Here is a 24,839-nt window from a genome sequence, read left to right as displayed (position 1 = left end):
ATTATGATGCACCACACTTGATATAAGAAGATATAAGTAGAAATTTACAAGCACATTACCCAACACACCTATATGAAAATTGAATATGCTACTTTCTACATTAGGAATCTGGCATAACAAATGTAAATATCATTTCACAATGAATAAAAAATACAATACGTTAAAAAAGTGTAAAGCAAGTTTACAGAACAGTCTAAACAAAATAATACATAAATTAAATACATATTTCCTACTTAAACTCTGATACATAAAGCTAAAAATTAGCTAAACACATATCACAAGGCGCAATATGTTATAAAATTGCATAATATTAGAAAAAAATTTAGATAACAATTGATTACTGTATTTACTTATCATCATATAACTAAAAACTTTAAATAGAATTCTTTACAATAAAAATACACTGCCACCTTAACCGTATACTCACTAATCATCACAGTATAGAATGTTAAATCAACCTTCTTTATAAACAATTTAATACAATGCACTTAGTACATAATTTAAATAACTTTTTCAATCCATTAGAATGAGTTATACTGGACTCAATTCATACTAGTTTTCAGGATTCATAATACCACTACCTATATTTCATATTCACAGAAAACATATTAAATTTTATTGATTCAATAATAAATCTATAGCAAATCAGTATTCTTTCCAATACAAAATATAACTTTGCATATCTACCACAACATGTTACTTCACTGATTTGGATTTCTTTACTTCTATAATTACATTTATAACATAAGTAGAAGGATAAAGAGGGCTACTTTTTTCTCTTATACTTAAATATAGACTTTGCAAAAATACAGATCTTTGGCTATGGGAAAGAAAGGAAGGACACAACTTTATTTTCATTATACAGTATAAATATATTAATTCTGGTATATTTGCACACTATATTACCTTTTCTATAAAAAGGCAATATTGTCTTGCAGATTAATTTTAAACTAAAGTAGAATTAACCAATTTATGTCCTATTAAATAATCAAATTATTCATTAACGATACTGATACTCCAGCCTGCAATCCATAAAAATTCAACTTTTCCAAAATTCCTTTAAGATAAAAAGCAAAATTCTACATTGAAGACTTAGCCTGCATTTTAGCTAATGCTACAAAACAAAAACCCATAATTATCATGAAGAGAGACAATAACTGTCCCATAGTTAACTGATTAAAAAAAATGTAGCCAACTTGAATATCTGGCTCTCTAAGAAACTCAATAAAAAATCTTACCACTCCATACCATACACAATAAAGAGCACTTAGCATTCCATTAGATGATCTGATATTTGTAAAAAAGAAAAGAGAATTCATCACTGCAAACAACAGAATTCCTTCAAAAAAAGCTTCATACAACTGACTTGGATGTCTATAAAGAGAATCACCACTTCTAGGAAAAATCATCCCAAATTTAATATCCGTTACCTTTCCGTATAGCTCACCATTAATAAAATTTGCAATACGTCCAAAAAATATGCCAACAGGTACAGCACATGTACCCAAGTCAAGGGCAGAAAGAACATTGATTTTATTTCTTTTACAAAAAATATACATGCCACTAATTATCCCTACTAAACCACCATGAAACGACATACCACCATTCCATAATTTAAACATTTCAATAGGAAACTGCATATAGAAATCTAGATTATAAAATAATATGTATCCTATTCTACCGCCAAAAATCATAGAAATGACCCACCATGACATTATTGAATCATAACTTTCTTTATCAAAAACCTTATACTTATCTATTTTTCTTATATACCAATAAGCAAAGACTATACCAAACATGTAGGATAGTGAATACCATTTTATTTCTAGTAATCCCAATCTAAAAGCTACTGGATCTATAATCATAAAATATATAAAACATTCTGTTCTAAACAGTATGAAACAATTGTTACACTTTATCAATTTTTACTACGTTGTATATAAAGAATCAAGACATTTACAATCCTATCTGCCTAAAATTTAGATATTGTATACAACAAATTCTTTCACTTAAAATTAGAAAATGTACATTATAACTCTGCTACATAATATTCTAATAACACACACATCATCATGTTTATACTTTTATAGCATTACTATTAATGGTAGTCAGATTTCTTTTAGAAGAAACATTCATACTAAGTTACGTAAACTTATACCATTTTCTTCATTGTGCTACATAATAACTACAAATAAGTTATTTAGAAAACCACCTGAATATGTTACCATTGTTATAACTATCAATGTACATTCCTGTTAAGAATATACACTATAACTGTACATTACATAAGAATCCGTTTAATCGATTTAAAGAAACTTATAATAATATTATTATATTTTGATATATTTGTAATACAATTTATAAAGATATTCAATGATAACCTGCTATCTTATTTATTTCTTAATAAATGTTGAGGATAATATCAATATTCAACTTTAAAGAGAAAAAGTCGTGATACCAAATATTATTATTAGTAATAGCAGCAGTATAACAATATTTTTCACGGAAAAGAATGAAATAGAAAATTTCACTAAAATATTTACTGTACTAGACAAAAACAAAGCTGCTAAAGCCCTATTCAGTCATGAAGTTAACATAGAATATCAGGCTAACTATGCAACATTGACATCGTCTACAAATTTCGAATTCAGCGATCTTAATAAGATAATAACACATATGTTGCAACATAGCTTCACAATTAGTCCAAATACCATAGCTCAATCTCTAGAACAAGGATGTAATACCTTAAAAACCGATAACTTAATGATTTGCAGATTTGATAATAAACCATTATACGGTGTTAATGTTAGTATCCGAAATAATACAATTATGTTACATCCAATATCTATAAGATATTTAAACCTATCTTCAGAAGACAATCAAAAATTAATAAACTTACTTAAAACACATACCAACACCAGCGACATCACTATAGATGATAAACAAAACACTATTTTAGTATCGATTAACACTGCAATATATGATATAATAGGGCCACTTGTCAGCATACTAATAAAAGCACAAATCATAGAAGAAAGCCATAAAGAAAAGACATTACAACAATTAACTAAACTCGCTTTCCATGATTTCACTTCTAATGAACTACAAATTGTAAAAAATATAGCTCAATACCCTACAGATCATCCTTTGAGTAAATATAAAAATATGGCTAAAAATGTAGAAAACATTTTTTCACACTTAGCAAGCAATGAACTGCTCGATCCATGTTCTGCTAAACTATTTCAAGATGCAATTAATAATACAGGTGAATTCTCTACAGCACCACACATTATTATGCGTAGCTTTAGCAAATTAAACAAAAACTTTCATGATCAAGTAAAAAGTATAATCAACCAAACAGAATAATCTTACATACTACACACATATTTTCTTCATATCGTTTTATAAATAATTTATTTGGAAAGATTTTACATTTTATTGGGTTTTAAAGATTCAAACTTTGAGAATCATTCTTCCTCGTATAGATAATTCATTTAGCAGGAAATACTAATACAGATGAATCTCGACAGTTATTATTTTAATAAAACATTCTATATTTTCTTAGCTTAATGGGTCAAATTTTGAGAATTACTTTGATCATTTTGTGAGCTTACGATACTAGTATGTAGTATATTAGATATATTACCAGACAACTCTTCATTTCGCTCACAACTGTCTTGATGCTCATTTTGTTGTAACTTGCCAAATAATCCTGCTTTGTACGCATTAAAAAGGGCTAATTTAAACCCATCAATAATTTGATAATTATATCCTCCTTCAAGTTCAACAGATTTTATTTGGTCAATCTCACAAATTTGCTTTTTCATAGATAAATAAGCTGTAGTACTGATACCTCCCAGCTTTGATACTAAATCCCTGTCTTGCTTGTAGTACCGATTACATACTAAAGCAATCCCTAACATAACCCCAGTAATAACAATCATTACACCAGATATTATAGGTTGATATTGAAATTCAACATTTCCTTGGTACAATAAAAATGCGCTTACCATCAACATAAACCCTGCAAATACCATACAAATAGCAGCACAAACTTTTGATGTTGTAGTTTTAAGAGAAATTAAGTATAGTCCCTGCACAAATATCACAAAGTATGATAACATAGAAAAATATAAAGCTATTCTACTAGCACTCGCAAGATAACAGATCAAGGCTACTGTTTTTGTAAAACATACAAATGCTAATACTGAAAATGTTGTAATCCTTAGCAGTAACTGCTTTTTCGAAAGTTCTTTATTATTGGCTATTAGAAGTAAATTATGTTTTTCACTTACCTTTTTTCCTAAATCAGTAAGTTCTTCACCCCCTTCCTCACATTCTAGAATAAATCCTCTTCTTTGCGCTTCTTTCATGATGTTTGATTGCATCATCTTTTGTCTTGTCTCATCAGTATCATTAATCATAACATCATAAACACTTTGTGACACATTTGCATAAATACGATATTGCCATGGCAATAAATTCATACTATATGCTCTTTCCCTAATATCTAAATTTCCAAGGTAAGATAATAACATGAGAGGAGGAATAAAAGGAATACTAAGAGAAAATATGCTAAAAATACATCTCATCACTTTCTCTTGAGTTGTAAGTAAAGACCATCGCTCAGCATACAATACAGCATCATATATTTTTTGCTTTAATGGTTTATTGTTTGGATCATACGTAACAACCCTAATTTTATCCTCACACCCATTATCAAAACTACTACGAAAACTTTTTTGGCTTTCTAAAATAATGCTACGTATATCACATGGTTGACGTATATCACTAGAAGAAATAATTAAAACACTATTATTACCATATATTTTATTCTTATCATAAACACAAAGATTATTATGAACCGATAGCTCATAATCTGCATATACTACTGGCACAAATCCCAATGCATTTATAAAATTCGAAACTTTTTTTACATCATTTTCATCACGAGAATGATGTACAAATATCCTACTGAGAAACTGTGCCCGTACACTATTACCTTCAAAATCGATTATAGAAGCCGCTGGAACTACATCACGTACTAATTCCCCTGAACGTAAAACACCAAGACCTGGAACATAAAAGACTACATGTTTTAGATCACGCACAAGTTTATTATATACATCATAATTTTCATTACCTTGCATAAGCATCTAGAAAAAACTACCTACTATAAGGATATTATATAATTCCTGCAAATACATTAATTATTTAAGCCTAAAAGTAAAAATCTTATCTATAGCAAAAATAGATATATTTCCCGTTAAATACGCGAGTACTTATCGGAAATTTTCTTGCAAACTTACCTAACAACTTTTCATTACTTGCTTTCAACAGAACATTGTATACACATGTCACAACAATCTTAAAAAACAATATTTAATCTTCCCTTGAAATAATTACATATATTAGGACTATAAACAAAAGTACTAGTCACGGGGGATAAAAGCAAATATTCTACTACAATAAGGACAAGTAATCTCTTGCCCCATACTAATTGTCAAATATATTTTTGGATGCTCAACATAATCAGCAGTATCTCCTTCACCACTACAACAAACTACTTTTACTCTCTGTTCTTTATCATTATCATTCATAATATACTTCTTACAATTTTACAAATCATATACTTAATGTTTTTAAATTAAATAATCTAATATATAAATCTATCAGCATCTTTGTTAAAGTAATAGCAGAAAACATAGAACATAAAATACCTATTGATAATGTAATAGCAAAGCCACTGATTGGACCACTACCTATTGCAAACATAATTGCAGCAACAATCAACGTAGTAACATTAGAATCAAATATTGTTGACATAGCATTTTTAAATCCAGATTCCACAGCCCATTTTAACTTATTTGTCGACTTCAACTCTTCTCTAATACGCTCAAAAATTAATACATTAGCATCAACAGACATTCCAACTGTCAAAGTAATTCCTGCAAGTCCAGATAATGTAAGTGTAGCTTGAAGTAATGTAAGTATCGCAACAATAAAAATAATATTAAAGACCAATCCAATTACAGCCAAAACACCAAACATACGATAAGAAAATATAATAAAAATAGAAACTGCTACAATTGATATCACCATTGCTAACCTACCTTGCTTAATATACTCAGCACCTAGACTAGAACCTATTGTTTTTTCTTCTATTACCTTTAAAGGTACTGGTAAAGCTCCAGATTTCAATAATATAGATAATTCTTTTGCAGTTTCGATAGTAAAATTACCACTGATTTCGCCACTTCCACTTAAAATAGGTTCACGTATTATAGGGGCAGTAAGTACAACTCCATCTAATACTATAGCAAATGGTTTGTTAAAATTTTCTTTTGTAATTTTTGCAAACTTTTTGGCTGCTGTATTATTCAACTTAAAATGTACAACTACATTACCAAGATTATTTATACCAGATGACACATCTATTAAAGAATCACCACTAATCTCAATCTTTTTCAATATAGGATATGTATTTCCCCGATGATCCTTTAGTAAAACAGTAGTAGCAGAATTAATAGATGACAATTGGGTAACATTTTCTAGTAAGTGGAATGTCAGCTTTGCTGTCTTTCCCAACAATGTTTTAATTTGACTAGTATCATGCACTCCAGGAATTTGCAAAGATATTCTATCCTTACCATGACTATTTATAATAATTTCCTTCGTTCCAGATTTATCTAATCTACGCCTTATATTACTGATAGAATCAGATATAACATTTCTCAATAAACTTGCTTTATAACTATCATAAAAGGATATCATAACACGACCCTTCTGTTCAGAAATTCTAATGTTTTTATTATCAAACAATCTCATTTTATCAAAATCTTGACTATCTTTTAGTGTCAATACCAGTTTGTCCTGTTCTACATCTAGCCTATTATATTCTATTCCCTTATTCGATAAAAATTCACTTACTTCATCATGTAAGCTGTACATCCTTTCCTTTAAATATTCTTTAAAATCTGCTTCTAACAACAAGTAAACACCACCTTGTAAATCCAACCCCAGATTAACCTTTTGTTTTGATAGCAAAAATTTATTGTCGAAAAAATTCGGTAGCATTAAATATATAGCAAGAATACATAATAATACTACAAGCATAGGCTTAATTTGTAACTTAGAAAACATATCATCTACCAAACATATCGTGGCTATTATATTATATTATAATAACAAACAAAATATTTTATATTTCTAACATAAATTACTAATTCAATACAATACAACATTAAGACTATACTACCTCTATCACACCTAATGTTCTCATTTTTAAAAATTTGTTCTTTATAATCCACTGAATAGATATACTGTATTTCAACACTGAAAATAACTAATAGGCATGAAGCACATACTATATTAACAAGATAAAAAAATGAATATTACTAACTTCTAAGTTATCATCTCACTCAGTTCCTAGATATGTAACTTATAAACTAAACTACTCTAAAACAATTAAAAACATAATTTACTTTCATAATAATTATAATCATAGGGATCAATTTTTACATTGTCACTACATGCTATACATGTATCATTCTTTTGGAATGCATATTTGGGAAATTCATTAGATCTTAAGTCTACTCTCTGTAATTTCCCTACCAAATTATCTGGAATCCCTAATAAATATTTTATAGCTTCTGCAGCCGCAATACTCCCTACTACTCCCACCGTAGCTCCAAGTATTCCAGCATTAGCACAATTTAAATGTGTACTCATATATTGACATTCAAAAAAACATCTTAAACAAGGCTTACCATAAGGAAATATTGTTAACACCTGTCCAATAAAACCAATTGCTGCACTATGCACTAAAGGTTTACCTGAAAAAACAGCTGCATCACTAAGAAATAGTTTCGTGGCTAGACGATCAGTACAATCTAGAATAATATCTATGCCCTTGAAAATCTCTTCAAAATTTTTAGGAGTAACAAAATTATCCAATATCTGAACATTAACATCAGAATTTAGTGATCTAACAAACTCTTGTGCTTTTATTACCTTACTTTGACCAACATCACTTTCCTTATAGATGACTTGCCTATTAAGATTGGACATTTGGACTTTATCATCATCACACAATATCATGCGACCAACACCACAAGCAGCAAGCAAAGGAATAATTACACTCCCTAAACCACCACATCCCACTACTAAAACATTACTTTGACTCAATCTATCTTGACCTGATTTTCCTATCTCTGAAATAAGAATTTGTTTCTTATAACGGTTAAACACTACTATCCCTGTAAATGCCTACTCCCTGGAATTGACACAGGTATCTGACGCAAATACTCCGGAACATCTTCATCCACATAACTTTTTATATTTAATTCAATCAGGCTAATTATAGGGAAAGGAAGTTTAATATCTCTACTACGCTTAACTAAAGCCGCGCCAGCAACAACAGTACCACCATTCTTCCTAACACAATGTACTACTTCCATAGAAGTTTTCCCAGTTGTAATTACATCTTCCATAACTAAAACTTTATTTCCTTTCTTGATTTCAAAACCCCGACGCAATGTAAAAAGTCCATTAACACGTTCACAGAACACATTATTAACACCCAACTGTCTAGCAATTTCATAGCCAACTGTAATAGCTCCAATCGCTGGAGAAACTATAAGATCTATATTCGGCAACACCGTACTAATTTTCTTTGCAAGTAGAGAACAAAATCTTACTGCAATAACTGGATTTTCAAATAACTTAGCACATTGAACATATGTATCACTATGTAAGCCAGAAGATAGCACAAAATGACCACTGATTATCACCCCAATTTTAGTAAATTCATCACATATAGAACCACTATTTAATAAATCCACTTCCATAACTAAAACACCTTAAAAAACTGTTTCTTCTACCTCATGAAGATTATCACTAGCCTCTGCATTAAAACAACTAACATCATTATTATTTGCTAGTATACTTCTTATTTTTTGCTCTATTTCATTTGCAGTATCACAATTAGCTTTTAGATAAGATTTTGCATTTTCTTTACCCTGACCAAGACGTATACTATTATATGAGTAGTATGACCCAGCTTTTTCAATAATATTAAGCTTCACCCCCATATCTATAATTTCTCCTACCTTTGAAATCCCTTCATTATACATGATATCAAAATCTACCTGTTTAAAAGGAGGAGCTACTTTATTTTTTACAACTTTAACCTTAGTTTGATTACCAATAATTACGTCTTTATCCTTAATTGCACTCACTTTACGTATATCTAACCTTACAGAACTATAAAACTTTAAAGCATTTCCACCAGTAGTAGTTTCAGGATTTCCATAAACTACCCCTATTTTCATGCGTATTTGATTAATAAAAATAAGTACACAATTAGCTTTTGATACAATAGAAGTCAATTTCCTTAAGGCATGACTTAATAATCTAGCCTGCAGACCCATATGCTGATCACCCATATCACCTTCTATCTCTGCTCTAGGAGTCAATGCAGCTACAGAATCTATTACTATTACATCAATAGCACCAGAACAAACCAAATACTCAACTATATGTAACGCTTGTTCACCTGTATCTGGTTGAGAAACAATTAAATCACCAGTATTTACCCCTAATTTGCGAGCATACATTATATCTAAAGCATGTTCGGCATCAATAAATGCACAATTTCCACCCTTCTTTTGTGATTCAGCAATTACATGCAAAGCAAGTGTTGTTTTCCCAGAACTTTCAGGCCCAAAAATCTCAATAATTCTACCTTTAGGAAAACCACCAATGCCTAAAGCTGTATCAAGTGCAATTGACCCAGTAGAAATACTATCTATTTTTTCAATAGCACCCTGTTTCAACTTCATTATTGCACCACGACCAAAAGCCTTTTCTATTTGATTAATCGCATTATCTAATGCTTTTTGCCGGTCCTGGTTTAAATTCTTGCTATCAGACATAATTAAAATGATAAATATTTATAAATTTTAAGGCAAGCTAATCACTCTTAATCTTAATTGTCAAGCTATAAATTATTACACTATTTAATTTTAAGTATATCAAATTTAAGCATTTACAAATAGTTTTTCTACCTTAAAAATTATTGAAACAGTCATCAATTTACCAATAACATATACCCACTGTTACAAACTCAAATCACAACTATTAAATATCTATAGGGCTGTTAGCCACTTTGCACTTTAATTATTAAAATATCAATAAACAAAAACTCTACTCACCACCAAGGGTAGATATAACTACAACTCATCATATAAACAACTTAACTAAGGCCGTATGGCTATTTTAGTAAATTTACCAGTAGTAAGGCATATAACATTATTCAAATATTAAATCCGTAAGATTACAACACTATGGAAACAATAATTCCATAACTTACACTTAACTATATACTGTCAACCTTGCAATCAAATTTACAATTTAGTTATCCAAATTCTATGAAATTCACTATATCACCTGAAGTGTTTTTCCATAGATCAAAATTACCTGTAACATAAGGCTGAATATATATTGATTTACCTGTATATTCATAAATAAACTTCACTATATCATCAACATTAGCAACATTATTATCCTTAAGAGTAAGCACAATTTTTACATCCATACCAGACAATACCTGAAGTGCTGTTAATGTATGGCTTATACTACCTAAGTAAGAACCTACAACCAAAATTGCCTTAACTCTTAAATCTTTCATTATATCCAAGCAAGTTTTGTTATCTGTAATAGGGGACATAACTCCACCTACCCCTTCTATTAATAAATAATCATAAGATTGATTAATGTATTGATAACAAAATGCCATAATTTCATCATAATCTAATTTAGTGTTTTCTAATTTAGCAGCTATGTTAGGAGCATGCGGATAATATAATCTCCAAGGAGAAATTTTTGCTATATTATGACCATGACAATCCATATTCAAACTACATAGTATTTTACCTGTATCACTACCTAAAACATTTGCATTGTCCCACCCACTAACCACAGGTTTTATTGCATGCACTACTTTGCAGTTTTTACGTAAATGCCAGCATAGCGTTGTCATAATAAAAGTTTTTCCTATATCAGTACCGCAAGATGTAATAAAATAAGCTGACATTTGAACATCAACCAATATAATTTAATAATGTATATTAATCATATATAAACTCAATTCACAACGTTTAAAAAATAAGGACAATTCGATTATGACAGATGCAAATAATAAAGGATTTTTCAGCAACATTAAGAAAGGCTTATTCAAAACTTCATCAAAGTTAAGTGATGGTATAAAAAAAATTTTTTCTAATGGAAAAAAGATTGACCAAGAAACCTTAGAAGAATTAAAAGAGCTACTCATTACAGCAGATGTTGGATATGAAAATGCTTCACTACTTACACAAAAACTTACAAGCATGAAATTCAATGAAATGGATGACAGTACAGTAAAGCAAAAATTAGCAGAATCAATAGAAAACATTTTATCACAAGTTGAAAAACCTTTATCTACAAATCATAAACCACATGTAATCATGGTATGTGGTACAAATGGTAATGGTAAAACCACAACCATAGGGAAACTAGCATATAAATTTAAGAATGAAGGAAAAAAAGTATTAGTTGCAGCATGTGATACATTCCGTGCAGCAGCCACTGAACAACTAGTAGTGTGGTCACAAAAAATAAATTTTCCAATAGTCACAGGTAATCAAGGCGCAGATGCAGCAAGTATAGCATATCAAGCCATGAAACAGGCTTTAAATGACCAATTTGATGTTTTATTAATCGATACAGCTGGAAGATTACATAATCATAAAAATTTAATGGAAGAATTAGCAAAAATTAAAAGAATTATAAGTAAGCACAATAACAATGCACCTCATGATGTTATATTAATACTAGATGCAACTACTGGGCAAAATGCTGTCAATCAAGTTGATGCTTTTTCGCAATTCGTAAACATTAGCGGATTAATCATAACTAAGCTAGATGGCACAGCAAAAGGTGGTGTAGTTATAAGAATAGCACAGAAATACAAGCTGAACATTCATGCAATAGGAATAGGTGAACATGTGACACAACTCCAAGATTTTTCGGCTAAAGAATTTGCTGCAGGATTACTTAATATAGAAAACACACAATTACAAATATTTACTGAATGAAACACTTTAGCATAATAATAATTTATAACTTAATAATTGTTATTTATTACTGTAAGCCCCCAGATTTATTATTTATAAATACACTACTATTGTCTCTTTTGATCTATATAGAAACCTATGTATAACTACAAGCATTACTTATTTAATCCCTACAATCCACCACTACTTACTAATCTTATAGGAATTCAAATGATTTGTTATACTATACTTCTCTTGATCTATGAAAAAATCTATACCTAGTACTCTACATCTCAATACTCACAATTTACCCACTGCTGATTAATCTTACACAGCAGAAATCCAGATTGACTTGCACATAAGTCCACTACACTTAGTATTTATGTCAAAAAGTCACACAACCTATTGCAACATTCTTTACTAACACACTTTAATGTAACAATCACAGTACCATAACTATTCATTGTTAGTTATTATTACACAGTGAAAAATCCAGCTTGATTATCATATAAATATAATTTTTCCATTTTTACTACGTCTATCTTCTTCTGGTCGATGTTAAACAGTAATTGATTAACATGTTCATTCATGATCGTATCACCTTGATTCTTCACATAAAACCTACAACATATTTGGTCTATATAAGAAAGATTTGCATTCGCAGATTCATCAGGCCAAACTTCCAATCCTTTACTATGAACCAGTACAAGTTCTAGTTTATCATGTGTAATACCTTGAAGAGTATGAATTAATTGCTTAGAATTTAAGTCTACATTATCACAACCAATAGTTATATCCACTCCAACAAGGATTTTAGTAACGTAAGACGGCTCATATGTATAAAATATACCCGTTCTACTTGCATTATCTTGAAATACTGATTTTGGTAATTGGGATGGAAATTGCCCAAAATTTTCAATAATAGCCTTAGCAAAATCCATTGTAGAAACTTTTTTCTTACTAATTTGACTTTGGTAAATATCTGCTGTGTGAATACCATCTTCTAAAGTCTTGAGAAATGCATTATAAATCAACTCTGCTTTATCAACCTTCTTCAGATATACCAACATCTGTATAGCTGCATTTAGTAATCCAGAAGGATTTGCTATATTCTTTCCAGCTATATCTGGGGCTGATCCATGAACAGCTTCAAACATTGCATAATTATCTCCTATATTAGCGCTACCTGCAAGACCTATAGACCCTGACAATTCAGCAACTATATCAGATACAATATCACCATAAAGATTAGTAGTCACTATAACATCAAAATGTTCAGGGTTAGTGGCCACCTTAGCCATGCCGATATCAACAATATAATGGTCTGAATCAATATTAGGATAATTTTTTGCAATTTTTGAAAAAGACTTATGAAAAATCCCATCTGTCATTTTCATAATATTATCTTTTATCAAACAAGTCACCCTTTTTCTATTATTAACAGTAGCATAGTGAAACGCATAATTGCATATCCTCTCTGAACCTGACCTCGTGATAACCTTTGAACATTGATATGTATCACTAGTCAACCTATGTTCTATACCAGTATACGTATCCTCTTCGTTCTCTCGAACTATCACTACATTAAGATTAGGATACTTTGTTTTTACTAGAGGATGATAGGAAATACATGGCCTAACATTTGCATATAATCCCAACTTTTTTCTCAATGTTACGTTAAGACTTTTATGACCTTGACCTTGCGGAGTCATAGTAGGAGATTTAAGCAATATTTTTGTTCTATAAATAGAATCCCACGATGAAGGTGCAATACCAGAAGACCATTCTTTTTTATACAAATTATGTCCTACTTCTATAGTCTCTATAACCAAACCTGACCCTGCTTCACTCAAAATTAACAGTACAGCTTCCATGATTTCTGGACCAATACCGTCTCCATAAGCAACCGTTATTGGAATTGACATTATATTCCTTCCATATTTAATAACAATATAGTTATTTTCTAGATCGAAAAAAGTTAATTATATAGATAATGTAACACTAAAAACAACAAAAATATATCAAACATGCTTATAATGAATACAAGACGTTAAGTAATCTTCCAATATTATTATCAGTTAAACTTAAGACTCCTGTCAAAGCAATAATTCATATCAATATACACTAAGTTAATGACCATTTATAAGGCTATATCATTTATTTTGCGGTACTAATAATTTATAGCTCCTTCAATATTATAAATACAAGTATAAAAAGCAGTGTTATAATATATATTTTAGTTACGCGGTATGCTAGATTGCAATTTAGAAAACTCAGAATATATTGGTGTAACAGGTGCCCTATGGAAACCATACAATGTAAACCTTCGCGATGTTTTAACGATAACGCAAAAATTTCATTTATCTGAAATTGTCGCAAGAATATTATCAGCAAGAAAAGTAAGTATTGAAGAAATTGATGACTTCTTATACCCCACATTAAGGTCATCATTACCTGATCCTTTCCATCTTTTAGACATGGACAAAGCAGTACAAAGAATTTGCAAAGCAATATACAATAAAGAAAAAATAGTTATTTTTGGAGATTATGATGTTGATGGAGCAACATCATCTGCATTAATAAAGCAATACCTAACACAAATAGGTGTATCCACAACAATATATATTCCAGATCGCATATGTGAAGGATATGGACCAAATACTCAAGCTCTACTCAAATTGCAAGAAATTGGCAATAGTTTATGCATAACTGTAGATTGTGGAACTATAGCACATGAACCAATATCTGTAGCAAAATTAGTAAATCTTGATGTGATAGTTATTGATCACCATATAGGTCTGAATACTTTACCAGATGCAATTGCAGTTATTAATCCTAATCGCTTAGATGAAAATTCTCCATATACATACTTAGCAGGAGTTGGTGTATCATTTTTAATGCTTGTAGCACTAAATAAAACTTTAAAAGAAAGTGGATTCTTTAAACACAATCATGAACCAAACCTAATGAACTATCTAGATTTAGTAGCATTGGGAACCGTATGTGATGTTATGCCTATCATAGGATTAAACAGAGCTTTTGTAAAACAAGGCTTGAAAATTATGGCAACAAGACAAAATATAGGTCTCAAAATTTTATCCGATATTATTGGATTAGAAGAAAAGCCAAATATTTATCAACTAGGATTTAACATAGGACCACATATTAACGCTGGAGGAAGGGTTGGAAACGCAAGCCTAGGTGCAAGATTATTATCAACCAACAGTGAAGAAGAAGCCTTAGAAATTTCAGAAAAATTACAAAATTTCAACCTAGAAAGGAAAGAACTAGAACATAAAAGTTTTAACGAAGCAGTAGAACAAGCAGAAGCTCTTATATCCATAAATACAAATTTAATCATGGTCGCAGGAAACTGGCACCCAGGAATAATAGGTATAGTAGCAGGACGACTCAAAGATAAATTTTTTCTACCAAGCATAGTAATTTCATTAGACAATGGCATTGGTAAAGCAAGTGCCAGATCGATACCAGATGTAGACTTAGGTGCAGCCATTTTATCAGCAAAATTAGAAGGAATAATAACCGAAGGAGGAGGACATGCTATGGCTGCTGGGTTCTCAGTACAGGAAGATAAAATTAAAACGTTATATGAATTTCTTTCGCAGAAATTTCACAATATCAACAAACAAAAGGTATTTAAAGTAGACGGCATTATTACTGTAACAGCAATTAATCTAATTTTATGGAAGAAACTACAGTCTTTAGAACCATTTGGTATAGGTAATCCTGAACCAAGATTCATTCTGACAAACATTAAAATAAAAAATCCAGAAGTTATAGGAGATAGTCACATAAGATGCTTAATTTATGACAATAAAACCTTTATAAAGGGGATTTGTTTCAGATGTATAAATACAGAATTAGGCCTAGCTTTATTAGAACGCACTGCAATTATGTTACTAGGAAAAATTAGTGTTAACTATTGGAGAGGTAATGAGAACATACAGTTTATAATAGAAGATGCAATTATAAAAAGTTATGTATAAATGATCACAAATTAATTTATCCAATAACCCAAAATTAGTTCAACATAGAAGTATTAAACATAAATATTATTGAAACACATTTAGTAAAAAATACCCTATATTAACTAATTAGCCAATGATTTTTTGCTTATAAGATATAAACAATATAGAGGGCACCAAGTAACACTTCCTATCCAGTACAATATCTTGCTAATATATACTGAATAGGACATTTTGAACACAATACATATCAGTAACCAATTCCACACATAATAAAATTTTAAAAAAACTAATTATGCAATATACAGATATAAATAGTATAAGGACATCAAGTAAATTGCTTTCTATCCACAAGTAGATCTTAAATCTAGTATGTATTTTCAGTATATTATTAAACATAAATACATCTTAGTGGAACACACATCACATTACAAAATCTTTACATCAACTCTTACAATCCATTAAATAATCCAAAATGCCAAACAAGTAGTTTCATAACTAGCAAGTATATCTACCTATAAAATTACACACAGCTGTTATTGTAAAAAATATTCCCACTTTCAATTCCTCAATAAACGAAAATATATACACACATTTATGTTTTTATATACATTATAATCATATACTAAATGGCAATAGTATTAAATTATGTCACAAGATCTTACATATTACTATGTATACGTTAATCGTAATACAAATGGTAAAAAATTAATAAGATCTAAAAAAACAATGCAATACTATCAGTATTTGTTTAACATCTTATTGTTTTAATAATCTAACATTACAAATGTACGGTAATTTTATAAATCACGATGATATTCTATTAATTATAAACGCAATAAAAAAATTTCAAGGAGATATTAGGCTAGTAGGTGGATGTGTAAGGGATAATTTCCTGAAAAGACAAATTATAGATATTGACTTCGCAACTACTTTATTACCTACTCAAATAATAAATTCTCTAGTTGCAGCACATATTAAAGCTATACCAACAGGTATTAAACATGGCACAATAACAGCTATAGTAAATAATACAGCATATGAAATCACTACATTAAGATCTGATATCAGTTGTGATGGAAGACATGCTGAAGTAAAATTTACAAATAATTGGCAACAAGATGCCTCAAGAAGAGATTTTACCTTTAATGCACTATATTGTGATGAAAAAGGAATAATATATGACTATTTTTCTGGTCTGCAAGATCTAGAGAGAAAACAGTTAAATTTCATTGGAGATCCAGAAATTAGAATACAAGAAGACTATCTACGTATACTTCGGGCATTCAGATTCTATGCTTCTATATGTAGTCACAATAAATTGAGTGATGAAATAGTTTATGCTTGTACACAATATTCATCTTGCCTCAATAAGCTATCTAGAGAACGCATACGTGACGAATTTTTTAAACTTTTATCATGCCCAAACTTATCTAATACACTAAAGATTATGCAAAAATGTCATGTATTAGAAAAAATCATTCCTTTTGAAGTTATACCAGATATAATGTCATCTGATATACTATCAGATGCAGACCCACTAACAAAATTAGCAGCCTTATTAAGAACAAACAACAATTATTCATTTGACAAAATTAAAACGTCTTTATGCTTATCAAATCATAATCACAAAATACTTGTATCATTATTAAATAATAACTTAGAATTTCCACTTTCAATCATTGAACAACAGAAGTATATAAATAAGCTTGGAAAAAAAATATATTGTGAGCTAATTAGAATAAGGCACGCAGAACTAACCCTAAATTATCATGACCTAGTACAATATATTGAGTACGCAGATCAGTTAACTATTCCCGAATTTCCCATCTCTGGCAAAGATTTATTCAATATAGGATATCAAGCAGGGAAAAACCTTGGTACTACTTTAAAGAAAATCAAGGATTTTTGGGAAAATAGCTCATACCAGTTAACAAAATCCCAATTATTAGATTACGCAAAAGAATTACTAAAAAAATAAAGAATTAAATTGCAAATTTTATTATTATTTCCAAAGAATAAAACTCTTTGGAACAGTAGTGACTCATTATATACATAAAATTTAGTGACACTTTAAGTGTATGGCACTATATTCTTATATAAATACAGAACCTACTTATAATCAGTTATAACAAAGTACAATATTTATACAGTTACTTTAAAACATAAGCAAAGTAACACTCACACCATTCTTCTTTTTCATCAAAAATTTTCAACTTTATCTGAATTTATTATATATAAAGCTTAACTACCACAATTATAGATACAAAATCGCGTTAACAATATGTTTTATTTATAGACATAGCAACTGCATTACTTATTTCTTAAAGCAATAATTTACAATTCCTTAAGAGGATCATTTTAAAAATATTCAACTTAAGTTCACATTCACTTTATATAGAAACCCAACTATCACTTAGGTAATAACAATATTACAAACTAAAACCTGACAAGCAAATAATACAAAAGCCCAACAACAAGTACTTAAACTATAGCAACTAGTGTTTTGCTAAACTTAAATAACAATGTATATACACATAAGTTCAGACTTTAAATACGAATATACTTTAATATAAGCAATTAATTGTTTAATGCTAAAAGCTCATAGTCACTAAAGAAAAATCTTATCTCTCGCATAGCATTGTCTAAACTATCTGACCCATGAACACAATTTGCATCTATATTCTCAGCAAAATCTGCTCTAATAGTTCCAGGACTTGCTTTTTTAGGATCCGTAGCACCCATAATTTCTCTATATAGGCTTATAGCATTCTCTCCTTGCAATACTTGCACTATTATTGGACCAGATACCATAAAATCAATTAACGGTACAAAAAAATGCTGAGATTTATGTATTGCATAGAATTCTTCAGCTTGATAACGTGTTAGTGAGCACATCTTTTGCACAATTATTTTAAGTCCTGAATTTTCTATATAAGCATTAACCTGCCCAGTAATGCTACGCTTTATCACATCTGGTTTTAATATAGATAAAGTTCTTTCTAACAAAACATACCCCCCTTAACCCGGACAAACTAAATTCAATGTTTAATATAAATTATCAACTCGATCAAGTTAAAAAACAAATAAATTATATCTTATATTTCATAAATATAATATGTTATTTTTGTATATTACATAATTAGTATACTATTTCAGCAAATTAGATAGCATATATCCATTAAATAACTATTGCATTCACTTTATGCATGATTTATCTTACATATGTTGCTTTATTATAGGGAAATAATATGTCTACACATGCGAAAAACAAAATGAATAAAACAGAATGTACCGATGAAATAAAAGCACATGATCCTTTAATTGATAATTTAATCAACAAAAATATACAAAAAACCAAATTTACAAGTAAAGGGATAAGACTTGATGTAAACGATAATTATAGTTCTAAAAATTTCAAAAAAGAAGAAATAGAATCCACAAAAGAGCAAAAAAATTGTATAAAAGTTAGACCTCATCCTGTTGATGAGTGCGTTGGAAAAGAAATAAAAAGACAACGTATCATGAGAGGTATGAGTCAAAATCAGCTTGCAACCAAATTAGGAATTACTTTTCAACAAGTACAAAAATACGAGAAAGGGACAAATCGCATAGTTATTAGCAGGCTATACCAACTTGCAACTGTGCTTAATGTTGAAGTAAGAGATATAATGTTAAAATTACAAGAAGATCTAAAAAATATTGCATGTGATCACACTGTTGCATGCACATCTATACTTAGAGACAATGAAGAAAAATTCATACCAGAATTTCACGATGACAAGATAGATAGTAAAGAAGTTTTGATGATGGTAAGAGCATATACTTGTATAAAAAATGAAAAAGTACGTAACATAATTTATAATCTGGTTAAGGCATTATCCTTAGATAGTAAACAATAAGTTATTATACAATCACCTCAATAATATAAAGTATGCTAAGAAATTGAATAAATAACAATAAAAAGCCTTTATAGTTATATTATGGTCACTGCAATGGCTTATATATTATCTAATGCATAATTTGAAGTGCATTAGCAAGTATTTTTATAATGCTAACACAAGGTAAATAAGTCATGCACTATTGTATAATACATTAATAAAAATTTATTTGTATATTGTTGGAGTATTATTTTTGACTTGAAACGTGATTTTGATTAGTATGAAATTATTATATTATTTGGATAATATTTATGATTAGATTCTCAGCTGTAGGGATTATATTTTCTCTCATAACATTATTTGCATGTAATGGATCTGCATCACCAACTCCTATTGATTTTTCTAACGAGAGTGAGATGTCTGGTTTTTATGCAAGCGGACATTACAATATAGATTTTCCTAAGTTTAGTACGATATCTATAAAATATAGCGCAAATGATAATACAGAAAAAGAATTAACCTTATTTACACTAAAAGAAGACATTAATGAAGCGCCAGATTTTACAAATAAAGACAAATTTAATACTACAAAAGGTTATAGCCCTGTATATAACAGAAATTATACAGGATTCTCAGGAGCTATTGGGTATTCAGGAGGAGGCCTTAGAGTTGAGCTAGAAGGAGCATTTACAAAATTTGATGTTGATAAACAAAAACATACGTATCAGGACAACCACAGGTATTTTGCATTATGTAAAGAAGATGCTATGAAAAATAGTGACAATGGAAATTATGTAGTAATAAAAAATGAAGGGTTCAGGGTCATTTCTCTAATATTTAATGCTTGTTATGATATGATAATTAGCAGTTCTTCCCTAGTACCAAGTGCTTGTATTGGCATAGGACAAGGAATAACCAATTTCTTAGGAGGAACAAACATTCACACATTATTCAAAGCTAAGCTGGGCTTAGGGTTTTTAATGTCAGCAAAAACTATTGTATTTGCTAATGGATATTATATAAAAATGAAAGACAATTCTTTTAGTAACCTATCAGTTCAGTATCCTATTGAACTGAAAGATGCACCAAAACATATAGAACCTATAGCTTATTTTAATGCAGATAACTACGGCGCTGAAATTGGCCTTAGATTTATCCTATAGCCATAATTGCCTTATCTCTAATATATTAAAGTAAGTTTTTACATAGTGGAATATAAATTCTTATATTCATCGTATGATAAAGTTTTATTATGATTAATAGAAGGATGACCAAACAATTATTACTTTTACTACAACAACAAAGTGAAAATTAGGGTTAGGACTTATTAGCATAGGGGGATTTGCAACAACACTTCAAGAAAAAGATCCGTAGAAAGAAACAATAAACTCCATTATCAAAGGAAAAGTTTTCTATATCAGCTATCTAAATACACATTTTATGAACACCATCTTAAGTTAGTTCATTTGATATTTTAAAATTTAGTTTTTATTTGACTAAATACTTTTTATAGAATAAAACAGTTACTGTGTATTACCATATTTTCACATTTATAACAAATATTTAGTTATGCTGTAAACACATTATTAGTTTGGCTTAATACTCTTTTACTATATTTATTTGTTTTAATTGTAAATATGTAGCTCTTTAAAAATAATTATTAGGGTTTAGGTATATGGGTGATAGGAAGTTTTTTTTGTGGGTTGTGCTAATGCTGTTTATACCACATATTTCTTTAGCATTGGTTCTCAGTGATCATAATCCTACATATGTAGGTATTCAATATAAACCAGCTAGGCAACACATATCAAAACTTCTTATACAAGACAGCAGTCCAATTGATATTCTAGGGATTTTTGCTTTAAAAAAGGATTTATTCAGTGATATATTGACTAGTATAAAAACCAACAGCAATTTTACTATGAAATATAATCCACACTATGAAAACAACCTCTTGGGTTTTTCAGGTGTATTTGGATACTACTATAACAAGAACCTTAGAATAGAATCCGAAGTTTCTGGTGAGGTTTTTCATTTAAACAATGATGATTACAAAATAGCTGATCTTGCAAAGTATTTTGCTATAGCATATCACATAGACCAGAATAATTATTATCCCCAGTCAAATGAGTATGCTGTTTTAATAAATAGTGGCGTTGAAGCTACTTCAGCTTTAATTAACGTTTGTTATGATGTAGATGCTCTTAAATACAATATAACAGCATACTCATGTTTAGGGTTTGGAGTAGATATAATAGATTTTTTGAATACGTATTTTACAAAATTTTCATATCAAGGAAAATTAGGAGTGAGCTATCCTATCTCTTCCAAGATCTCAATTTTCGCAGAGGGTTATTATCATGGTTTATTTGGTCAAAAATTTGAAAATATTCTAGAATATCATACATGTGATCAGCATCATGATCATAAAGTATTGGCAACAGCTATGTTAAGTATTAGATATTATGGTGGAAGTCTTGGAGTAAAGTTTGTATTATAAAAAATATTTTTTGACAAATTTGTATTTGTCTTTATATGTATATAAGTATAAAATAAAGTTTTAGTGTGTTTATTGCTTATTAAGTCAGTGTGTTAGAGGGTTATGCTATGAATAATAAAAAGTTAAAAGGCTATGCTTTATTGTTCATAGTGTTATTTTGTTTTATTGCAAAATATAGCAATAGCCTTATAGGGTGGCTGTCTAAGTTAAAGGCAAAGTGCTTTATCAATTTTTCATTGAAATATTTTCATTATAAAAGTAATTTTCCGGTAGCAAAATCAGGAAAATTTATTATAAGTGATAATGTTTCAACATTTTTAAATAATTGTGATCGTAGCAAAGTATCAAGTCACTTCCATGTAAACAGAAATTTTTTCAAAATCTTTGATGTTATTAGGTTAATTAATTCTAAGGTCCTCTATTTTAGTTTTCTTGCTAATGCTAGAACTACTGCAGGTGCAGGTTACAATAAAACAACAAAAAACAAGTTAAGAAATTTTCCTGCTAATTGTCATGTTCTAGGTAAACACATTATTAATCGTATAACAATCAGTATTAGTGATGTTTTTATAGGGAAGATACGCTTCTATTTTTTTAGTTATAATTATTAAGGTTTTATTATGAGTTATGCAAAGGTTCTTATATTAATATGTTTAATATTTCTTTTACCTTCATTATCCTTTGCAACTATAGGTAATGATTCCTTTAAAAATAACTCAGGTTATTTTTATATAGGTGGAGAATATAAACCAGGAATTCCACATTTCAACAGATTTTCAGTAACTAACAGTAATATAAAGGGATTGGCATCTTTAACACAAGAACATAGAAGTACTTTACCTTATATGACACAAGATACTACATTATTTAATCTTTTAAAGAATAATAGTAATTTTACCTTACCTTATGACCCTGCATACACAAAAAATTTATTGGGAGCAGGTGGAATTGTAGGATATTCTCTGGACAATTTCAGGATAGAGCTTGAAGCTTTTTATGAGAAATTCAATATAAAAGCTCCTTCTGGATACTTTTATGATAATTTTAACGAGTATTTTGCATTGATACCTACAATAACAACGACTAATAAAAGACATGTGGAACATAAACATTATTGCATGAAAAATACAGGTATTACTTTATCTCCTTTTGTAGTTAACGCATGTTATGATTTTACTTTAAAGAAAGCAAGCAATATAGCTCCTTATTTATGCCTTGGAGTTGGTGGTAATTTTATTGATTTTCTAGATCAAACAAATTTCAAGTTTGCTTACCAAGCTAAAGTTGGTATTAGTTATTTTATATCCTCAAATTTAGCATTTTTTATCGATGGGTCTTTTCATGGGCATTTCGATAATCAATTTTCTGATTTATTAGTGGATTACCCTACTGATTTACAATTTACTACTATATCAGCAAAATTTAACATTAATTTTCTTACCAGTAGTGTCGGTGTCAGGTTTATTTCTTAAATAGTAGGTTGCATTTATGTGGAAGTCATACTTAAATCTTATAATATCATTATCTATATTGTTATTGCCAGAGTTTGCTTTTTCAGTATATCAAAACAACAATATAGATGGGTCTTATATAACAATAAAATATCAACCAACTGTTCCACATTTTAAGAGTTTTCATATTAGGGAAACTGGTTTTGATTCAGCAGAACCAGTTGGATTAAGTCAATTTGTAGCAAATACTGAACTTAATAGTTTAAATAATAATTATAATTTTTCTACGACTCGTCAAACTGATTCTTATAAATCTTATAAAAATGATTTATTAGGGTTAGGTTTGTCTATTGGATTATTAGTAAGAAATTTCAGGGTAGAATTTGAAGGCTCTTATAAAAATTTTGATACAAAGCGTCTTGCATATTATCAAGCTAAAGAAGGATATAAATATTTTGCTATACCACGTCATTTGTTACACGGTTTTATGCCTTTAAAAGAGACTACAACATCAGGTTACAATCAGGGTTACATTATAGCAAAAAGCAATGGTATATCTATTATATCTAATATAATAAATTTATGCCGTGAAGCAAAATATAAAAGTTTTACACCCTATATATGTCTAGGTGTTGGTGGAGACTTTATAGAAATTTTTGATGCTATGAGAATAAAATTTGCCTATCAAGGAAAAGTTGGTATTAGTTATCCCATTACTTCAAACCTAGTCTTGTCTATTAATGGGCAATATCACAAAGTTATAGGAGATAAATTTAAGCTTTTACCAGTCTTTCTTCCTGTATCATTAAAAAATAATATTAGTGCTACTACTACTCACGAGCAGTTAGATGCTACTGCATTATTAACTCTCAATTTAGAACATTTTAGCAGTGAGATTGGGTTAAGTTTTATATTTTAAAAGATTA

Annotated in this window: 20 protein-coding genes; 10 read left to right on the top strand and 10 right to left on the bottom strand. The window is 29.4% G+C overall.

The features are described from left to right. Positions 1 to 1,079: 1,079 nt before the first annotated feature. The gene (lgt, locus tag PVA18_RS00375) at positions 1,080 to 1,865 is read right to left on the bottom strand and encodes a prolipoprotein diacylglyceryl transferase (RefSeq protein ID WP_045805186.1); all 786 of its coding nucleotides are present in this window, start codon (positions 1,863 to 1,865) and stop codon (positions 1,080 to 1,082) included. Positions 1,866 to 2,451: 586 nt separating this feature from the next. Between lgt and PVA18_RS00370 the strand changes: the two genes are divergently transcribed. Beyond that, a complete protein-coding gene (locus PVA18_RS00370) occupies positions 2,452 to 3,366 on the top strand; it encodes a hypothetical protein (protein ID WP_045805187.1) in 915 nt (304 codons plus the stop codon). A gap of 200 nt (positions 3,367 to 3,566) precedes the next feature. On the opposite strand, the gene PVA18_RS00365 is transcribed toward PVA18_RS00370, so the two are convergent. From PVA18_RS00365 to bioD, 7 genes are all read right to left on the bottom strand, one after another. Further along, on the bottom strand, positions 3,567 to 5,156 hold the full coding sequence (locus tag PVA18_RS00365; RefSeq protein ID WP_231568531.1) for a hypothetical protein: 1,590 nt from the start codon (positions 5,154 to 5,156) through the stop codon (positions 3,567 to 3,569). A gap of 276 nt (positions 5,157 to 5,432) precedes the next feature. Continuing rightward, positions 5,433 to 5,600, bottom strand: coding sequence for a zinc-finger domain-containing protein (locus PVA18_RS00360; RefSeq protein ID WP_082058925.1), 168 nt, complete (start codon positions 5,598 to 5,600; stop codon positions 5,433 to 5,435). Between the two features lie 25 nt (positions 5,601 to 5,625). Next, the gene (gene secD, locus PVA18_RS00355) at positions 5,626 to 7,143 is read right to left on the bottom strand and encodes a protein translocase subunit SecD (protein ID WP_045805188.1); all 1,518 of its coding nucleotides are present in this window, start codon (positions 7,141 to 7,143) and stop codon (positions 5,626 to 5,628) included. 324 nt (positions 7,144 to 7,467) lie between these two features. After that, entirely contained in the window at positions 7,468 to 8,250 is a 783-nt protein-coding gene (locus tag PVA18_RS00350) for a HesA/MoeB/ThiF family protein (RefSeq protein ID WP_045805189.1), read from the bottom strand. A 2-nt stretch (positions 8,251 to 8,252) separates the two neighbouring features. After that, a complete protein-coding gene (pyrE, locus tag PVA18_RS00345) occupies positions 8,253 to 8,849 on the bottom strand; it encodes an orotate phosphoribosyltransferase (protein ID WP_045805190.1) in 597 nt (198 codons plus the stop codon). Between the two features lie 12 nt (positions 8,850 to 8,861). Next, complete coding sequence (gene recA / locus PVA18_RS00340) at positions 8,862 to 9,935, bottom strand: recombinase RecA (RefSeq protein ID WP_045805191.1); 1,074 nt, start codon at positions 9,933 to 9,935, stop codon at positions 8,862 to 8,864. A 482-nt stretch (positions 9,936 to 10,417) separates the two neighbouring features. Then, positions 10,418 to 11,095 (bottom strand): dethiobiotin synthase, encoded by a 678-nt coding sequence (gene bioD, locus PVA18_RS00335; RefSeq protein ID WP_045805192.1) that lies wholly within the window; start codon positions 11,093 to 11,095, stop codon positions 10,418 to 10,420. A gap of 88 nt (positions 11,096 to 11,183) precedes the next feature. Between bioD and ftsY the strand changes: the two genes are divergently transcribed. Then, positions 11,184 to 12,137, top strand: coding sequence for a signal recognition particle-docking protein FtsY (ftsY, locus tag PVA18_RS00330; protein WP_045805193.1), 954 nt, complete (start codon positions 11,184 to 11,186; stop codon positions 12,135 to 12,137). 434 nt (positions 12,138 to 12,571) lie between these two features. Here the strand turns inward: ftsY and icd are convergent, their stop codons facing one another. Further along, positions 12,572 to 14,020: an isocitrate dehydrogenase gene (gene icd / locus PVA18_RS00325; RefSeq protein WP_045805194.1), complete on the bottom strand. Its 1,449-nt coding sequence runs from the start codon at positions 14,018 to 14,020 to the stop codon at positions 12,572 to 12,574. 324 nt (positions 14,021 to 14,344) lie between these two features. Between icd and recJ the strand changes: the two genes are divergently transcribed. Beyond that, positions 14,345 to 16,102: a single-stranded-DNA-specific exonuclease RecJ gene (gene recJ, locus PVA18_RS00320; protein WP_045805195.1), complete on the top strand. Its 1,758-nt coding sequence runs from the start codon at positions 14,345 to 14,347 to the stop codon at positions 16,100 to 16,102. Between the two features lie 766 nt (positions 16,103 to 16,868). After that, positions 16,869 to 18,062 (top strand): CCA tRNA nucleotidyltransferase, encoded by a 1,194-nt coding sequence (locus tag PVA18_RS00315; RefSeq protein ID WP_045805196.1) that lies wholly within the window; start codon positions 16,869 to 16,871, stop codon positions 18,060 to 18,062. A gap of 599 nt (positions 18,063 to 18,661) precedes the next feature. Here the strand turns inward: PVA18_RS00315 and ndk are convergent. Continuing rightward, a complete protein-coding gene (gene ndk / locus PVA18_RS00310; protein WP_045805197.1) occupies positions 18,662 to 19,090 on the bottom strand; it encodes a nucleoside-diphosphate kinase in 429 nt (142 codons plus the stop codon). A 242-nt stretch (positions 19,091 to 19,332) separates the two neighbouring features. On the opposite strand from ndk, the gene PVA18_RS00305 reads away from it, so the two are divergent. The 6 genes from PVA18_RS00305 to PVA18_RS00280 all read left to right on the top strand — a co-directional run bounded on the left by PVA18_RS00305 (position 19,333) and on the right by PVA18_RS00280 (position 24,832). Beyond that, positions 19,333 to 19,983 (top strand): helix-turn-helix domain-containing protein, encoded by a 651-nt coding sequence (locus PVA18_RS00305; protein WP_045805198.1) that lies wholly within the window; start codon positions 19,333 to 19,335, stop codon positions 19,981 to 19,983. Between the two features lie 290 nt (positions 19,984 to 20,273). Next, positions 20,274 to 21,125 carry a P44/Msp2 family outer membrane protein gene (locus PVA18_RS00300; protein ID WP_045805199.1) on the top strand — a complete coding sequence of 284 codons (852 nt, stop codon included), beginning with the start codon at positions 20,274 to 20,276 and terminating at the stop codon, positions 21,123 to 21,125. Positions 21,126 to 21,637: 512 nt separating this feature from the next. Continuing rightward, positions 21,638 to 22,462 (top strand): P44/Msp2 family outer membrane protein, encoded by an 825-nt coding sequence (locus PVA18_RS00295; protein WP_045805200.1) that lies wholly within the window; start codon positions 21,638 to 21,640, stop codon positions 22,460 to 22,462. A 107-nt stretch (positions 22,463 to 22,569) separates the two neighbouring features. After that, a complete protein-coding gene (locus PVA18_RS00290; protein WP_045805201.1) occupies positions 22,570 to 23,073 on the top strand; it encodes a hypothetical protein in 504 nt (167 codons plus the stop codon). Positions 23,074 to 23,082: 9 nt separating this feature from the next. After that, positions 23,083 to 23,934, top strand: a complete 852-nt coding sequence (locus PVA18_RS00285) for a P44/Msp2 family outer membrane protein (protein ID WP_045805202.1) — start codon at positions 23,083 to 23,085, stop codon at positions 23,932 to 23,934. Between the two features lie 16 nt (positions 23,935 to 23,950). Further along, the gene (locus tag PVA18_RS00280) at positions 23,951 to 24,832 is read left to right on the top strand and encodes a P44/Msp2 family outer membrane protein (protein ID WP_045805203.1); all 882 of its coding nucleotides are present in this window, start codon (positions 23,951 to 23,953) and stop codon (positions 24,830 to 24,832) included. Positions 24,833 to 24,839 lie beyond the last annotated feature (7 nt).

Source organism: Ehrlichia muris subsp. eauclairensis, from assembly GCF_051097115.1.
In the GTDB taxonomy this organism is placed as follows: Bacteria; Pseudomonadota; Alphaproteobacteria; order Rickettsiales; family Anaplasmataceae; genus Ehrlichia; species Ehrlichia muris.
This window is presented reverse-complemented; position numbering and strand designations above follow the sequence as displayed.

Bases quoted from the DNA above. Each gene is read 5' to 3' on its own strand.
- secD (WP_045805188.1), bottom strand. From the start codon at position 7,143: ATGTTTTCTAAGTTACAAATTAAGCCTATGCTTGTAGTATTATTATGT.
- PVA18_RS00285 (WP_045805202.1), top strand. From the start codon at position 23,083: ATGAGTTATGCAAAGGTTCTTATATTAATATGTTTAATATTTCTTTTA.
- pyrE (WP_045805190.1), bottom strand. From the start codon at position 8,849: ATGGAAGTGGATTTATTAAATAGTGGTTCTATATGTGATGAATTTACT.
- lgt (WP_045805186.1), bottom strand. From the start codon at position 1,865: ATGATTATAGATCCAGTAGCTTTTAGATTGGGATTACTAGAAATAAAA.
- recA (WP_045805191.1), bottom strand. From the start codon at position 9,935: ATGTCTGATAGCAAGAATTTAAACCAGGACCGGCAAAAAGCATTAGAT.
- PVA18_RS00365 (WP_231568531.1), bottom strand. From the start codon at position 5,156: ATGCTTATGCAAGGTAATGAAAATTATGATGTATATAATAAACTTGTG.
- PVA18_RS00300 (WP_045805199.1), top strand. From the start codon at position 20,274: ATGATTAGATTCTCAGCTGTAGGGATTATATTTTCTCTCATAACATTA.
- PVA18_RS00315 (WP_045805196.1), top strand. From the start codon at position 16,869: ATGTACGGTAATTTTATAAATCACGATGATATTCTATTAATTATAAAC.
- PVA18_RS00360 (WP_082058925.1), bottom strand. From the start codon at position 5,600: ATGAATGATAATGATAAAGAACAGAGAGTAAAAGTAGTTTGTTGTAGT.
- PVA18_RS00290 (WP_045805201.1), top strand. From the start codon at position 22,570: ATGAATAATAAAAAGTTAAAAGGCTATGCTTTATTGTTCATAGTGTTA.
- PVA18_RS00295 (WP_045805200.1), top strand. From the start codon at position 21,638: ATGGGTGATAGGAAGTTTTTTTTGTGGGTTGTGCTAATGCTGTTTATA.
- bioD (WP_045805192.1), bottom strand. From the start codon at position 11,095: ATGTCAGCTTATTTTATTACATCTTGCGGTACTGATATAGGAAAAACT.
- PVA18_RS00280 (WP_045805203.1), top strand. From the start codon at position 23,951: ATGTGGAAGTCATACTTAAATCTTATAATATCATTATCTATATTGTTA.
- icd (WP_045805194.1), bottom strand. From the start codon at position 14,020: ATGTCAATTCCAATAACGGTTGCTTATGGAGACGGTATTGGTCCAGAA.
- ftsY (WP_045805193.1), top strand. From the start codon at position 11,184: ATGACAGATGCAAATAATAAAGGATTTTTCAGCAACATTAAGAAAGGC.
- PVA18_RS00305 (WP_045805198.1), top strand. From the start codon at position 19,333: ATGTCTACACATGCGAAAAACAAAATGAATAAAACAGAATGTACCGAT.
- recJ (WP_045805195.1), top strand. From the start codon at position 14,345: ATGCTAGATTGCAATTTAGAAAACTCAGAATATATTGGTGTAACAGGT.